The following is a 14,547-nucleotide window of genomic DNA, read 5'->3' on the forward strand; positions in this document are numbered from 1 at the left end:
GGCATTCCGCCATGAAACCGCTGGACCGCATCCTGGCCGCGGCACGCGCCAACCCGCGCCACATCATCCTGCCCGAAGGCCGCGATCCCCGCGTGGCAGAGGCCGCTAGGCGCCTGACCGGCGAAGGCCTGGCCCGCGTCAGCCTGATGAACGGGCCGCAGATCGACGGCGTGGCCATGATCGTCCCGTCCGAGGCGCCGGACCTGGATCATCTGGCCGGTCACTGGCACCGGATGCGGATGGCCAGGGGAATGACCGCCGAACAAGCGGTGATCGAGATGCGTGACCCGATCCGCCAGGCCGCGATGCGGGTCCGGCTGGGACAGGCGGACGGCACAGTGGCGGGCGCCGTCGCGACCACCGCCGATACGGTCCGCGCCGCGTTGCAGATCATCGGGCGCGCCTCCGATGCGCCGATCGTGTCCAGCTTCTTTCTGATGCTGGCCTGCGACGGCGGCGCCCCGTTCAAGGGCGGCATGATCTTCGCCGATTGCGGCCTGGTGGTCGATCCCGACGCCGAGGGCCTTGCCGCCATCGCCCGCGCCTCGGCCGCCAGTTGCCGCAGGCTTCTGGGCGAGGCTCCACGGGTGGCGATGCTGTCCTTCTCCACGGCAGGATCCGCCGATCACCCGAGCCTGGCAAAGATCCGCGCGGCCCTGGATCTGGTCCGCGCCGCCGATGCCGATCTCGAGATCGACGGAGAAATCCAGTTCGACGCGGCCCTGGACGATGCCGTCCGGGCCAGAAAGGCGCCAAACAGTTCGCTGACCGCACGGCCCAACGTCTTCGTCTTTCCCGATCTGGCGTCAGGCAACATCGGCTACAAGATCGCCCAGCGTCTCGGCGGCCTGATCGCCATCGGACCGATCCTCCAGGGCCTTGCGAAACCCGCGAACGATCTCTCGCGCGGATGCACAACCGACGACATCGTCAATGCCGTCGCCATCACCGCGATGCAGAGCGGGCGCTAAGCGTTCAAAGACCCATATGCCGCGGCCTGCCGCCAACAAGGCCGTTGCGGCCACAATCAGGCCGGGCAAGGCGATAAGCGACGTTACAAAGAAGAAGGCCATAAGCGTCGCCCGGGCCTGGATGGCGGGTGTGGCCGTGCCCAGCATGTAAGCCACGGCGGGCGGGTCCGCGGCAAAGACAAGGGCGATCACCACACGCATGGCGTCGGCGGACAGCAGCCGCAGCGTCACCAGCCCGGCGGGCGTTCCCACCATCGCTCCCAACGACATCATCGCCAGCGTCGAACGGTCGACAAGGCGGCGAACAGAAACAAGATCGCCAAGGCCGATCATGCATTGCAGCAGGATGGCGATCGCCACGCCCTGCACCGGCGGCGTGACAAGACTGATCAGTGGAACCGCGGCAAGGGCAAAGCCGAAGCCCCGGCCCGCGCCCGGCATCCGATCCGCTTGGAGGTTCAGCCCGACTTCGGGCGACGCTCGGGCCGTTACCGCCGTCCAGGCCCGGCGATCGGCAGGCCCGCGCAGGCAGCCGGGCGCGATGTCCTTGCGGGCCGGAACGGGCGTGAACCGCATTGGGCCTTAACATCCTGTTAATGTCGTCACCGGGCCGGGTCTTGCTTGTCATGCCGGCGCAAGCATTATGAAGGAAACCGCTTCTCCAGGGGCCGCCATGAAATCCTGCATAGCCACCGTGTCCCTGCCCGGCAAGTTCGCCGAGAAGCTGGCCGCCGCGCAGGCCGCGAAATTCGATGCCATCGAGATCTTCGAGCAGGATTTCGTCGCATCCGACCACACCCCGCGCGAGGTGGGCCGGATGGTGCGCGACCACGGGCTGGAGATCGCGCTGTTCCAGCCTTTCCGCGATTTCGAGGGCCTGCCCGAACCGCTGCGCAGCCGCGCCTTTGCCCGGGCCGAACGCAAGTTCGACCTGATGGCCGAACTGGGCACCGATCTGGTGCTGTTCTGTTCCTCGGTCCATCCGGCGGCCATGGGCGGCATCAGCCGCGCCGCCGACGACCTGGCCGAACTGGGAGAAATCGCCGCCCGTCGCGGCATCCGCGTGGGATACGAGGCGCTGTGCTGGGGCCGCCATGTCAACGACCACCGAGACGCCTGGGAAATCGTGCGCCGCGCCGATCATCCGAACATCGGGCTGATCCTGGACAGCTTTCACACGCTGGCCCGGCGCATCGACCCCGACACGATCCGGCGGATTCCCGGCGACCGGATCTTCTTTGTCCAGCTTGCGGACGCCCCCGCGATCGAGATGGACCTGCTGTACCGGTCGCGCCATTTCCGCACCATGCCGGGGGAAGGCAACCTGGACGTGACCGGCTTCATGCGCGCGGTGATGGCGGCGGGCTATGCCGGACCGATCAGCCTGGAAATCTTCAACGACCAGTTCCGGCGCGGGATGCCCCGGCTGGTGGCCCAGGACGGCCACCGTTCTCTGGTGCACCTGATGGACGCCGTGCGCCGCGCCGAGCCGCAGCTGCCCGTGGACCTGCCTGCCTTCCCCGGACCCGTGGCGGTCGGCGGGGTCGGGTTCGTGGAATTCGCGGCCAGTCCCGACGATGCCGCGCGGCTGGAAGGTTTTCTCGACTCGGCCGGGTTTGCGCCTGCGGCGCGGCATCGGTCCAAAAGCATGCGCCTGTGGCGGCAGGGGGGCGTCAGCCCAGCCATGCGGGGGCGGGTCTGGTGGCGGTGGATCACGTCGCGCAGACCATGGCCTATGACGAGATGCTCAGCTGGTCGCTGTTCTACACCTCGATCTTCGACGCGTGCAAATCGCCCATGCTGGACGTTGTGGATCCCGACGGTCTGGTGCGCAGCCAGGCGATCCGGACGGGCGCGCTGCGCGTCACCCTGAACGGCGCCGAATCGCGGCGCACCCTGGCCGGGCGGTTCATCGAGGATACCTTCGGATCCTCGGTCCAGCACCTGGCCTTCCGCAGCGACGATATCTTCGCAACCGCCGCCGCCATGCAGGACCCGGGCTTTCCTGTGCTGAAGATCGGCGCGAACTATTATGACGATGTCGAGGCGCGCTTCGGCCTCGACCCCGCGCTGCGCCGCAGGATGCAGGCGCTGAACATCATGTATGACGAGGAACCGGGCGGCCAGTTCTTCCAGTTCTACAGCGAGGCGCAGCCGGGCGGGCTGTTTCTCGAAGTGGTTCAGCGCAACGGCAACTACGCGGGCTACGGGGCGCCCAACGCCCCCTTCCGCATCGCCGCGCAGAAGCGGACCGCACGCCCCGCCGGAATGCCCGCGCGATAGGACGCGTTCGGCCTGGCGAAGGCCGCCGCCTTGCCGCGTCGCGACATCCCCGCCGGCGCGGACGGCCCCCCGACAGACCCCGCCATCGGCGGCCGCTTGCCTCGCGCGGACACGGGACCGCGCCGTTTCGGATGGCGGCGCCGGCAGAAGGGCGGAAAGAACCGGACCCGTTTCCTGATCCGGCCCGGCACGCGGCGTCTGCTTTTGACAAGTTCGATGGCCCGGCGGCTAATGGCAACGCGAATCGGCATGCCGGAGGAACCATGCGCGAAATGACCCTGCGCCAGGTCGAGGTGATCCGCGCCGTGATGATGGCGGGCACCATCCAAGGCGCGGCCAAGCTGCTGAACGTCAGCGCGCCCGGAATTTCCCGGCTGGTGAAATACACCGAAAGCTCGCTGGGGATCCGGCTGTTCGAACGCAAGGGCGGGCTGTTCGTCCCCTCGGCCGAAGCCGAGGCGATCTTCGAGATGATCCATCAGGTATACCGCCAGATGGAAAACCTGAACGGCGCCGTGGGCGCCCTGCGCAAGGGCGAGGACGTGCGGCTGTCCTTCGCCTCGGCCCCGTCCATCGCGCAGTTCATCGCGGCCCGCGCGATCCGGGGGGTCAGGCAGCGGTTCCCGGATCTGTTCATCGACCTCAACATCCTGAAGATCGAGGAAACCACCGACTACCTGCTGCTGGACCGGGGCGAATTCGTGATCATGTCCTCGGCCGTGGACAACCCCGCGTTATCGTGCGAACCGCTGGCGCAAGGGCGGCTGGTCGCCATCGTGCCGGACGGGCACCGGCTGGCGGCGAAGCGCACGGTTTCCGTCCACGATCTTGCGGCCGAGGATTTCGTGGGCGTTCATCCCGACGATCCCTATGGCGCGGCCCTGGCGAAACCGTTCCGCGACGCGGGGATCACGCCGCGATACACGATGCGCGGGCGCTTTGCGCAGACGGTGGTCAGCCTGGTGCGCCACGGTCTGGGCGTCGCGGTGATCGACGAGTTCTCGGTGGCCGAGGTGTACATGCCCGGCATCACCCGGCGCCCGCTGGCGGAAAGCGCGGGCATCACGGCCTGGGTGCTGACCCGCAAGGGGCGGCAACTGTCCAGCTTCGCGGAATATGCGATCGACCGTTTCCGGCGCGAACTGGCCCAGGCCGTCGCGCGGCATGATTGGGGCGATCCGGGCGCATAGCGGCGCCGGACAAGGGCAGCCATGCCGAAGCCCGATCCGCCCCGTCCCGCGGGGCCGTTCCTCAGTAACTGATCGCGGCGGTCCGGCGCAGGTCTTCCGCCGAGGGCCGGCCAAAGCCGAAGAAATCCAGATAGGCGGGGATCTGTTCGAACAGCATGTCGGTGCCGACCTGATAGCGGCAGCCGCGATCGGCGGCGGCGGTCAGAAAGGGCGTCATCTCGGATTTCAGCACCACCTCGCCCACAAAGGCGCCGGGGTCGATGCGGGTCACGTCCATGGGCAGCGGATCGTCGGGGTTCATGCCCAGGGGGGATGCGTTCACGACCAGTTCGAACCCCGCCGGATCGCGGCTGCCGGTTTCCACCCGCAAGGCCGGATAGGCCGCGATCAGCCGCCCGGCAAGGGCCTGCGTCGCCGCCGGATCGGGATCGTAAAGCGCCAGCCGCGCGACGCCCGCCTTTGCAAGCGAGGCCGCGATGGCCGACCCGACCCCGCCCGCGCCCACCACAAGCGCGTCGATGCCCTCCAGCCGCTGTCCCTTGGCCAGGACGCCCCCGACAAAGCCCTCGCCGTCGAACATGTCGGCTTCCAGCGCGCCATCCACGCCAAGGCGCAGGGCGTTGGCCGCCCCCGCGATCCGGGCCGTCACCGACACGCGGTCGGCCAGGCCGATGGTCGCCACCTTGTGCGGCATGGTGATCAGCGCGCCGTGGATGTTCGACAGCCGGAAAACCAGCGGCAGGAAACCCGCAAAGTCCTCGGCCTTGCAGCCCATCGGCACCACCACGGCGTCGATGCCCTGGGCTTCGAACCAGGGGTTGTAGATCATCGGCGCCTTGAAGGTGCCGGTGGGATAGCCGACATGCGCGATCAGCCGGGTCGTGCCGCTTATCATGGCGCCCCTCAATGGTGCAGGATCTCGCCCAGGAAATTCCGGGCGCGTTCGTGGCGGGGCGCGCGGAAGAAGTCCTCGGGGGTGTTTTCCTCGAGGATCTCGCCGTCGGCCATGAAGATCACCCGGTCGGCGACCTGGCGGGCAAAGCCCATCTCGTGCGTGACGCAGATCATGGTCATGCCGTCGCGGGCAAGGCCGACCATGGTGTCCAGCACCTCCTTGACCATCTCGGGGTCGAGGGCGGATGTCGGCTCGTCGAACAGCATGGCGATGGGTTCCATGCACAGCGCGCGGGCGATGGCCACGCGCTGCTGCTGGCCGCCGGAAAGCTGGGCCGGGTATTTCTCGGCCTGGTTGCCGATGCGGACGCGGTCCAGGTATCTGCGCGCCGTCGCCTCGGCCTCGGCCTTGGAAATCCCGCGCACCCGCATGGGGGCCAGGGTGCAGTTTTCCAGAACCGTCATGTGCGGAAACAGGTTGAACTGCTGGAAAACCATGCCGACCTCGCGCCGCACGGTGTCGATGGCCTTCTGGCCGTCGTCCAGCTTGGTCCCGTCCACGACGATGGTGCCGGACTTGATGGTTTCCAGATGGTTGATGCAGCGGATCAGCGTCGACTTGCCCGACCCCGAAGGGCCGCAAAGCACGATCTTTTCGCCGCGCCGGACGTTCAAGTTCACGTTTTTCAGGGCATGAAAGGCGCCATACCACTTTTCGACGTTTTCCATGCGGATCAGACAGTCTTCGGTCATGATCTCCTCCCTCGGGATCAAAGAACGATGCGGGTGCCGGTGGCGGCGGATTTCTTGACGGCCTCGATCACGCGCAGGGTTTCCAGCCCTTCGCGGCCTGAAACGAGCGGCGGTTCCTCGCCCCGGATTACGCGGGCGAACTGCGTGACCTGCCGGGCCAGGGGATCCGCGGGCGGAACCTCGACGCGGCTCGTTTCCAGCGGCGAATACCAGCTGCGTTCGCCCTGCGCGGTGCGCAAGGTCATCGAGGGCAGCGCCAAAGAGCCATGCGTGCCGCCGATCAGGTAGCAGTCCTGGTCCACCTGCGGATAGGCGGGGTTTTCGCCGCTGTTGGCTTCCCAGCTCCAGGCGGCGACGGTGGCGTCGCAGACGCTGGCCGTTGCCAGCACGCCGCTGGCGAATTCCAGCAGGATGACCGAGGTGTCCTCGACCGCGTTGCCGCGCACGCCGTTGGATTCGGCGGCGGTCACGGCGGCGATGTCGCCCAGCAGGAAGCGCAGGTTGTCGATGTCGTGGATCAGGTTCAGAAGGACCGGTCCCGCGCCCTTTTCGCGCCGCCAGGCCACGTCGAAGTAATTGTCGGGCTTGCGGACCCAGAACATCGCGTTCGCCACCACCGGCCGGCCAAGAACGCCGCTGCCGAGGATCTGCTTCGCCTGCTGCATCAGCGGGTTGTGGCGGCGGTGGTGCCCGGTCAGCAGCGGCACGCCCGCCGCGTCCGCCGCCGCGACCAGCCGTTCCGCATCGGCCACGCCGTCGCACAGCGGCTTTTCGATCAGCGCGGGCAATCCCGCCGCGATGCAGTCCAGCCCGTTGCGCATGTGCATCTGGTTCGGGGTGGCGACGATCACGCCGTCCGGGCGGGCGCTTGCCAGGGCCTCGTCCAGGGACCGCATCCAGGGCGCGCCGAACTCCTCGGCGACCGCCTGGCCCACGGGCGAGGGGTCGATGACGCAGGCCAGATCCGCGTCGGACGAGGCCGCGACATGCATCGCGTGGCGCCTGCCGATCAGGCCCGCGCCCATGACGGCGATGCGCGGCGTCATGCGTCCGCCCCGGTCAGCGTCACGATCCGGCGCAGGGCCAGCCTGTAACCCTCGGTTCCGCAGCCGGCGATCACGCCATCGGCGCGCAGGCTGACATAGGAATGGTGGCGGAAGCCTTCGCGCTTGTGCACGTTCGAGATATGGACCTCGATCACCGGACCGTCAAAGGCGTTGAGCGCGTCCAGGATCGCCACCGAGGTGTGGGTATAGGCGGCGGGGTTGATGACAATGCCCGCGCCGTTCTCTCTCGCCTGATGGATCCAGTCGATGATCTGGCCTTCGGTGTTCGATTGCAGGAAGCGCGTTTCCACCCCCAGTTCCGCGGCCAGGGCCGCGCAGTCGCGTTCCACGTCGGCCAGGGTCTCCGACCCGTAGATGTGGGGCTGGCGCTTGCCCAGCAGGTTCAGGTTCGGACCGTTGAGAATATAAACGAGCTTCGGCATGGGATGACCTTCGCGGGCGTTGGATGGCCGGCGGCGCGGACCGCCGGGCGGATGGCTTACTGGGCGATGGCGAAGGACACGCCTTCCATTTCCGCGGGCATCTGCGGCGGATCCATGTTCATCCATGTGTTGTAGATGCCCTTGTATTCGTCCGTCGCCATGAACTCGGTCAGAAAGGCGTTGACCGCCTGGTTCCAGTCGGCCTCGCCCAGGCGGGTGCCGACGCCGTTGTACAACGCGGTCAGGGGCAGCTTGTTCTCGTACTTGCCGGGGGCGCCTTGCTCGATCCGGGTGATGTAGAACTGGTTGCCGCCCACGGCATCGACCTGGCCCGACATCAGTGCCTGGATGGTCGCCGCATCGTCGTCAAAGCGCATGATGTTGGTGCCTTCCGGCACAAGGGCGGTCAGCGCGGTGTCCTGCGCGGCGGACCGCGGCACGCCGATGCGGTAATCGGCCAGCTTGTCGGCCGAGGACATGTCGGCGTCCTTCGGACCCACGACCGACATCTGGTTGGCGGCATAGGGGACCGAGAACTGGATCGACTGCGCCCGTTCCGGGTTCATCGCCATGGTCGCGAACAGCACGTCCACCTTGTCGGTGGTCAGCGCCGGGATGCGGTTGGCGACGGCCAGCGGCACGAACTCGGCCTCGACGCCCAGGTGTTCGGCGAAGGCGCGGCCCATGGCGGCGTCATAGCCGTCGGCCTCTCCCGCCGAGTTGATGCAGCCCCAGGGGCAGTTGTCGCCCTGGATGCCGATGCGGACGGTGCCCGAGGCCTTGGCCTCCTCGACCGAGCGGGCGTCGGCGGGGGCGGCGCTGAGCGCGGCAAGCGCCAGGACGCCGGCGGCGGCGATGCGGGTGAAGTGCAGCATGTTTATCCTCCCTTGAGACCGGATGGTCCCCTTGTTAAAGCCTATTGTTGCGCCACGGTGAAGCTGACGCCGTTGATGGTTTCGGGCAGCCCACCGACCGGTCCGGCAGCGACGCCAGATCGGGCAGGTCCGCGGATTTTGCCGCCGTTACGAACAGCGTGTTTTCCGCATAAGGCTGGCTGAACTGCACCGATTGCGCGCGTGCGGCGGTGATCCCAAGCGAGGCGATCAGCACGTCCACCTTGTCGGTGGTCAGCGCCGGGATGCGGATCGCCACGGCCATGGGGACGAACTCGGCCTCCGGCCCCGGATGGGCGGCGAAGGCGCGGGCGATTTCGGCGTCGAAGCCCTGCGCCTTGCCGGCGCTGCCCAGGCATCCCCGGGGGCAGTTGTCGGCCTGGATGCCGACGATCAGCTTGCCCGAGGCCCTGGCTTCCTCCAGGCTGCGCGCATCGGCGGCGGCCGACAGGGCCAGGGTGGCGGCGACGGCGGCCAGGGTCGTTTTCGTGAACATGTGTTTTCCTGCCGTTGATCGTGATTCAGCGGCGGTCGCGCGCCATGCGGCGCTCCATGCGCCCGCCCCACAGCGACAAGGGCCAGCAGAGCAGGAAGTAAAGCGCCCCCACGATGCCGAAGACCGCCAGCGGCTTGAAGGTCTGGTTCGACACGATCTGCCCCGCCCGCGTCAGTTCGATGAAGCCCACGATGGCCGCCAGCGAGGTGCCTTTCAGCAGTTGCACCAGGAAACCGATGGTGGCGGGCAGCGACAGCCGGAACGCCTGGGGCAGGATGATGTCGCGCATCAGGCTGCGGTACTTGATGCCCAGGGCGTGCGCGGCCTCGCTTTGCCCCAGGGGCACGGCCTGGATGGCGCCGCGCCAGATCTCGCCCAGATAGGCCGAGGCGTGGGCGGTCAGCGCGATGGCGACGGCGCCCCAGGCAGGCGGATCCAGGCCGATCAGCGGCAGGCCGAAATAAACGACGAACAGCTGCATCAGCAGCGGCGTGCCCTGAAAGATCGCGATCCAGGCGGCGGCGACGTTGCGCAGCCACCGCCTGGGGCTGACGCGCGCCAGCGCCACGACAAGGCCGAAGGCGATGCCGCCCGCGAACCCGATGGCGGTCAGCAGCAGCGTCCAGCCCAGGCCGCGCAGCAGGAACAGCAGTTCGGGGGTTCCGATTGTGGACATGATCGCCCCTTCTCAGCGCGTGGGATAGGTGAAGGCGGCGCGGGAAATCAGCGCGAACAGCGACATCACCAGCCAGGACAGCGCCAGATACATGGCCGTGATGGTGAAATACACCTCGAAGCTGCGGAAGGTGTCGCCGTCGATGCGCTGCGCCACGCTGGTCAGTTCGAAGGCCGAGATCGAGGTGGCGATGGAGGTGGTCAGCGTCAGCAGGATGAACTGGCTGGCCAGCGACGGAAACACGGCGCGCAGCGCGGGCTTGAGGATGATCTTGCGGAAGATCTCGCCTTGCTTCAGGCCCAGGGCCAGGCCTGCCTCGGTCTGGCCTTTCGGGATGCTTTCGACGCCGCCCCGGATGATCTCGATCGCATAGGCGCCGCCATTGACCCCCAGGGCGATGATGGCGGTGACGGTGGGGTTCAGGCGGATGCCCGCCAGCGGCAGGGCGAAGAAGATGAAGAAGATTTGCACCAGAAAGGGCGTGTTGCGGATCAGCTCGACAAAGGCGATCACCAGGGCCGAGCCGATGCGGCTGTGCGACCGGCGGATCGCCACGCCGATAACGCCGATGACCAGCGCCAGGATCATGCCCGAGATCGCCAGAAACAGCGTGCCCCCAAGCCCCATCAGCAACTCCGGCCAGCGCGCCCAGACGACGCCAAAGTCAAGGCTCATGGTTCCCCCCTTGGGTCATGGCGTTTCACGGACGCCGCAGCCCTTTCGATGAAAATTGACCGGGGACGTTTGTTCCGTCAAATACCAATCCCGGCGCTTTCTTAACATGACGTTAATTTTCCGCCAGAGCCTGCGGGAGGTGATCCGGTCTGGCGCAACGCCGGGTTTTGGCGGATCATGGCCGCCACCCGCTGCGAAAAGGACCGCCCCATGACCAATCCCTGCATCATCTGCGTGGCGATCACCGGGTCGCTGCCCACCAAGGACAACAACCCGGCGGTGCCGATCACCATCGCGGAACAGATCGAATCCACCCAGGAAGCCTTCGAGGCGGGCGCCGCCATCGCCCACTGTCACGTGCGCGACGACGAGGGCAAGCCCACCAGCGACCCCGAACGGTTCGCGCGCCTGAAGGAGGGGCTGGAGAAGCACTGCCCCGGCCTGATCGTTCAGCTGTCCACCGGCGGGCGTTCGGGCGCGGGGCGGGCGCGCGGCGGGATGCTGCCCTTGCGTCCCGACATGGCGTCCCTGTCGGTGGGGTCGAACAACTTCCCGACCCGCGTGTATGAAAACCCGCCCGATCTGGTGGACTGGCTGGCGTCCGAGATGCTGGCCCATGACGTGAAGCCGGAGATCGAGGCCTTCGACCTGTCCCACATCCTCAAGGCCCATCAGATGTGGCAGGCGGGGCAGATCGGGGACCGCCCTTATGTGCAGTTCGTGATGGGGGTGAAGAACGCCATGCCCGCCGACCGCGAGGTGTTCGATTACTATGTGTATACCGTCAAGCGCCTGTTCGGGGACGACGCGCCCTGGTGCGCGGCGGGGATCGGGCCGAACCAGATCGTGCTGAACGAATGGGCCATCGGCGCGGGCGGCCATGCCCGCACGGGGCTGGAGGACAACGTGCGGCTGGACCGCGACACCCTTGCCCCCTCGAACGCCGCCCTGGTTCGGCGCGCGGCCGCCATCGCCGAAAGGCACGGCCGCCCGGTCGCGACATGGCAGCAGGCGCGGCGGATCCTGGGATTGCGGATGCCGGAAGCATAACCGCTAGGGAATGTCCCGGCCCGCAAATGTCATGCTCACGGCTAAGCATGACGCTTTGCCGCAAAGCGGCGGCATGGTAATCCCCCGCGGGGGATGAGGACGTTTCGCGGATCGTAGCCACGGTGGGGGAACCCGTCGCCATCCCGTTGGGGAAGGAGACAAACGTGACACCCACCTTTCAAAGCACTGCGGCGCGTGCGGTCGCGATCCTGTGCTGGATCGCCGTTGTCCTGGACGGCTTCGACCTGGTTGTTCTGGGGGCGCTGATCCCGACGCTGACCGGGGGGGACGTGCCCTGGATGACGCCCGCGCAGGCGACTTTCGTGTCCACGATCAGCCTTGTCGGCATGACGCTGGGCGCGTTGTCCATCGGCATCGCCACCGACTGGCTGGGCCGGCGCAAGGTGATGATCTTCGCCGTTGTGGTCTTTTCGGCGCTGACGCTGGCCTGCGCCTTCGCGCAGAACTATGTCCAGCTTGGCGTCTTCCGCTTTCTGGCGGGCTTCGGCCTGGGCGGCTGCCTGCCCACCGCCATCGCCATGGTGACCGAATTCTCGCGCGGGCGGGCGGGCAAGGCCTCGACCACCGTGATGACCGGCTATCACGTGGGGGCGGTGTCCACGGCGCTGCTGGGCATCCTTGTGCTGCCGAGGCTGGGTTGGCAGGCGATGTTCGTTATCGGCGCGATTCCGGGCTTCATCCTGGCGCCGGTCATGTATCGCACCCTGCCTGAATCGCCGTCCTTCCTGCTGGCCACCGGACGCCGCGCCGAGGCCGAGGCCGTCGCCGCCCGCCACGGTCTGGTTCTGCCCGAAGCCAGCCCCGCGCCCGAGGAGCGCGCGTCCCTGGCGACGCTGTTCCGCGGGCAGTTCCTGCGCAACTCGCTTGCGATCTGCGTGACCTCGTTCATGGGGCTGCTGCTGGTTTACGGCCTGAACACCTGGCTGCCCAAGCTGATGGTGACGGCGGGCTACAGCCTGACGGGCGGGTTGTGGCTGCTGCTGCTGCTGAACGCGGGGGCGATTGCCGGGCTGCTGGTGGCGGGCCGGGTCGGGGACCGGATCGGGCTGAAGGTCGCGGCCGTGGCCTGGTTCCTGTGCGGCGGCGTCCTGCTGGCGGTGCTGTCGATCCGCATGGGGCCGGGGCTTCTGTATCCGATGGTGTTCCTGACCGGCTGTTTCGTGTTCTCGGCGCAGGTGCTGGTTTATGCCTTTGTGGCCTCGAACTATCCGCCGGGCGTGCGCGCCACGGCGCTTGGCGTGGCGGCGGGGGTCGGTCGCCTGGGGGCCATCGCAGGCCCGCTGGTCGGCGGCACGCTGGTGTCGATGGGTCTGGGCCACCCCTGGGGCTTCTATGTCTTCGCGGTGGTGGGCCTGCTGGGCGCGCTGGCGCTGGCGCAATCAACCGTCATTCGCCAGAAGGTGTGACGGGACAGGGGCGCGGAAGCGCCCCTTTTGCTATTCGGGCGATCCGATCCGCCGGACCTGTCCGGCAAGCGCGATCGCCGCCGCAAGCGCCCGCCCCGTTGTTTGCGCCATGGGCGGCAGCACCATCCATTCCAGCGCCCAAGCCGCGCCGGACCGTTCCTGTTCATGGATCAACGCCTGATGAACGGCCCCCACCTGCACCGCGTTGAAGCGGGCCAGCGTCACCAGCAGTTCCGCCACGACCGGGTTCTGCTTGTGGGCCATGGCCGACGAGGTGCCGCCGCCCGACAGCTCGATCTCGGCGATGCCCTGCTGCGCCATCAGCGCCACGTCCTGGCCCATCTTGCCCAGGGTTCCCGTGACCAGCGACATCAGGCCCGCGAACTCGGCCACGCCGTCGCGCATTGCGTGCCAGGCCCGGGGCGGGTTTTCCAGGCCAAGCGCCGCCGCCATTTCCGCCGCCACCGCCGCGGCCTTGCCGCCCAGTTCCCCGCGGTCGCCCGAAGCGCCGCCCAGTTGCAACCGCGCGATGCGGGGCCGCGCCGCGGCGATGCGGGCGCGGTGGTCCACCAGCGGCAGCAGCCAGGGCGCGATCCGGTCGGCCACGGTGATTTCGGTGGCGGCCTGCATCCGGGTGCGGCCCATCAGCGGGCGCGCGCCGAAGCGGCCGGCCAGTTCTTCAAGCGCGTCGGTCAGGCCGGTCAGCCGGGCATCGACCAAATCCAGCGTGTCGCGCATCGCCAGCGCGGTGGCGGTGTCGATCACGTCCTGCGATGTCGCGCCCTTGTGGACCGCCCCCGCCGCATCCCCGGCCGCCGCCTTCATCTGCCGGACCAGGCGCGGCACGACGACGCCGTCCTGCCCGGTGCCTGCCCGCAGGTCGTCCATGTCGAAATCCATGCCCTCGATGGCCCGCGCCGCAGCCTCGGCATGGGGGGCCAGCCCCGCCCGGCCAAGCGCGCGGCTGAAGGCGGCCTCGAAGGCGCGCATCCCGGCAAGCTGGGCGTCCGGCGACCACAGGGCGGCCGTTCCGGGATCGGCGAACAGCCCGGCCAGCCAGGGGTGGTCGAAAACGTCGGTCATGTCCCGTCCCTCCATGCGAAAGCGGCGCAGGGGGTGGCCCCCGCGCCGCTTTTGTCAAATCCTGCGGTCAGATGTCCAGAAACACCGTCTCGCCCTCGCCTTGCAGGCGGATGTCGAAGCGATACCGGCCCTCGGCGGTTTTCCTGGCGATCAGGGTGTCCACGCGCGGGCGCTGCTCGATGCGGGACAGCAGGGGGTCGCCCTCGTTGTCCTCGTCCTCGAAATAGATGCGGGTTTGCAGGCCGATGTTGATGCCCCGCGCCACGATCCACAGCGAAATATGCGGCGCAAAGGCCCGGCCATAGCGCGACGGAACCGGGCCCGGCTTGACGGTGCGCAGCGTGAATTCGCCCGTCACCGCGTCGGCGGCGAAACGGCAATGGCCGCTGACGGCGGGGTCGGCGCCCTCCTGTCCGGGGAACTTGCCCGTGCTGTCTGCCTGCCAGCTTTCGATCAGCGCGTCGCGCAAGGCCCAGCCGGTGCCGTCGTAGACGGACCCCACGATCTCGACGATCTCGCCCTTTGCCCCGTCGGCGATGGGGGAAACCCCGATCTCGTGGTCGTAATAGCCGGCGTTTCCGGCATAGGTCGGCATCAGCCCGATATGGACGTAAGGCCCGGCGGTCTGCGAGGGCGTTTCGGACTGGTGGTTCAGCGGTTGGACCAT

14 protein-coding genes and 2 pseudogenes are annotated in these 14,547 nt (G+C 68.0%); 5 read left to right on the forward strand and 11 right to left on the reverse strand.

The features are described 5' to 3' along the window. The first annotated feature begins 11 nt into the window (after positions 1–11). Positions 12–971 (forward strand): phosphate acetyltransferase, encoded by a 960-nt coding sequence (locus tag ACFOM8_RS07545; protein WP_377760800.1) that lies wholly within the window; start codon positions 12–14, stop codon positions 969–971. Positions 972–1,154: 183 nt separating this feature from the next. Here the strand turns inward: ACFOM8_RS07545 and ACFOM8_RS07550 are convergent. After that, positions 1,155–1,547 (reverse strand): annotated as a pseudogene (locus ACFOM8_RS07550) (sulfite exporter TauE/SafE family protein); the annotation flags it as partial. 97 nt (positions 1,548–1,644) lie between these two features. Between ACFOM8_RS07550 and ACFOM8_RS07555 the strand changes: the two are divergent. Together ACFOM8_RS07555 and ACFOM8_RS07560 are read left to right on the forward strand one after the other, a co-directional pair. Continuing rightward, positions 1,645–3,254, forward strand: a pseudogene (locus tag ACFOM8_RS07555) (bifunctional sugar phosphate isomerase/epimerase/4-hydroxyphenylpyruvate dioxygenase family protein). Positions 3,255–3,517: 263 nt separating this feature from the next. After that, positions 3,518–4,444 carry a LysR family transcriptional regulator gene (locus ACFOM8_RS07560; protein WP_377760802.1) on the forward strand — a complete coding sequence of 309 codons (927 nt, stop codon included), beginning with the start codon at positions 3,518–3,520 and terminating at the stop codon, positions 4,442–4,444. Positions 4,445–4,505: 61 nt separating this feature from the next. Here ACFOM8_RS07560 and ACFOM8_RS07565 read toward each other — a convergent pair whose 3' ends face one another. From ACFOM8_RS07565 to ACFOM8_RS07600, 8 genes are read right to left on the reverse strand one after another with little or no spacing between them, the layout of a single operon-like run. Continuing rightward, entirely contained in the window at positions 4,506–5,339 is an 834-nt protein-coding gene (locus tag ACFOM8_RS07565) for a shikimate dehydrogenase family protein (RefSeq protein ID WP_377760804.1), read from the reverse strand. 8 nt (positions 5,340–5,347) lie between these two features. Beyond that, positions 5,348–6,091: an amino acid ABC transporter ATP-binding protein gene (locus ACFOM8_RS07570; protein ID WP_377760806.1), complete on the reverse strand. Its 744-nt coding sequence runs from the start codon at positions 6,089–6,091 to the stop codon at positions 5,348–5,350. A 17-nt stretch (positions 6,092–6,108) separates the two neighbouring features. Beyond that, positions 6,109–7,137 (reverse strand): Gfo/Idh/MocA family protein, encoded by a 1,029-nt coding sequence (locus ACFOM8_RS07575; RefSeq protein ID WP_377760808.1) that lies wholly within the window; start codon positions 7,135–7,137, stop codon positions 6,109–6,111. Continuing rightward, positions 7,134–7,580, reverse strand: a complete 447-nt coding sequence (aroQ, locus tag ACFOM8_RS07580; protein WP_377760810.1) for a type II 3-dehydroquinate dehydratase — start codon at positions 7,578–7,580, stop codon at positions 7,134–7,136. Before aroQ ends, ACFOM8_RS07575 begins: the two co-directional genes overlap by 4 nt. Positions 7,581–7,636: 56 nt before the next feature. Continuing rightward, on the reverse strand, positions 7,637–8,455 hold the full coding sequence (locus tag ACFOM8_RS07585; protein ID WP_377760812.1) for a transporter substrate-binding domain-containing protein: 819 nt from the start codon (positions 8,453–8,455) through the stop codon (positions 7,637–7,639). A gap of 34 nt (positions 8,456–8,489) precedes the next feature. Continuing rightward, on the reverse strand, positions 8,490–8,969 hold the full coding sequence (locus ACFOM8_RS07590) for a transporter substrate-binding domain-containing protein (protein ID WP_377760815.1): 480 nt from the start codon (positions 8,967–8,969) through the stop codon (positions 8,490–8,492). A gap of 25 nt (positions 8,970–8,994) precedes the next feature. After that, a complete protein-coding gene (locus ACFOM8_RS07595; RefSeq protein WP_377760817.1) occupies positions 8,995–9,645 on the reverse strand; it encodes an amino acid ABC transporter permease in 651 nt (216 codons plus the stop codon). A 12-nt stretch (positions 9,646–9,657) separates the two neighbouring features. Then, positions 9,658–10,320: an amino acid ABC transporter permease gene (locus ACFOM8_RS07600; RefSeq protein ID WP_377760819.1), complete on the reverse strand. Its 663-nt coding sequence runs from the start codon at positions 10,318–10,320 to the stop codon at positions 9,658–9,660. A 210-nt stretch (positions 10,321–10,530) separates the two neighbouring features. Between ACFOM8_RS07600 and ACFOM8_RS07605 the strand changes: the two genes are divergently transcribed. Both ACFOM8_RS07605 and ACFOM8_RS07610 read left to right on the forward strand, forming a co-directional pair. Next, positions 10,531–11,370 carry a BKACE family enzyme gene (locus ACFOM8_RS07605; protein WP_377760821.1) on the forward strand — a complete coding sequence of 280 codons (840 nt, stop codon included), beginning with the start codon at positions 10,531–10,533 and terminating at the stop codon, positions 11,368–11,370. Between the two features lie 164 nt (positions 11,371–11,534). Continuing rightward, on the forward strand, positions 11,535–12,797 hold the full coding sequence (locus ACFOM8_RS07610) for an MFS transporter (protein WP_377760823.1): 1,263 nt from the start codon (positions 11,535–11,537) through the stop codon (positions 12,795–12,797). A gap of 30 nt (positions 12,798–12,827) precedes the next feature. Here the strand turns inward: ACFOM8_RS07610 and ACFOM8_RS07615 are convergent, their stop codons facing one another. After that, positions 12,828–13,880 (reverse strand): 3-carboxy-cis,cis-muconate cycloisomerase, encoded by a 1,053-nt coding sequence (locus ACFOM8_RS07615; RefSeq protein ID WP_377760825.1) that lies wholly within the window; start codon positions 13,878–13,880, stop codon positions 12,828–12,830. Between the two features lie 67 nt (positions 13,881–13,947). Continuing rightward, positions 13,948–14,547, reverse strand: coding sequence for a protocatechuate 3,4-dioxygenase subunit alpha (gene pcaG, locus ACFOM8_RS07620; RefSeq protein ID WP_377760827.1), 600 nt, complete (start codon positions 14,545–14,547; stop codon positions 13,948–13,950).

Origin of the sequence: Paracoccus angustae, assembly GCF_042648745.1 — a bacterium.
In the GTDB taxonomy this organism is placed as follows: domain Bacteria; phylum Pseudomonadota; class Alphaproteobacteria; order Rhodobacterales; family Rhodobacteraceae; genus Paracoccus; species Paracoccus angustae.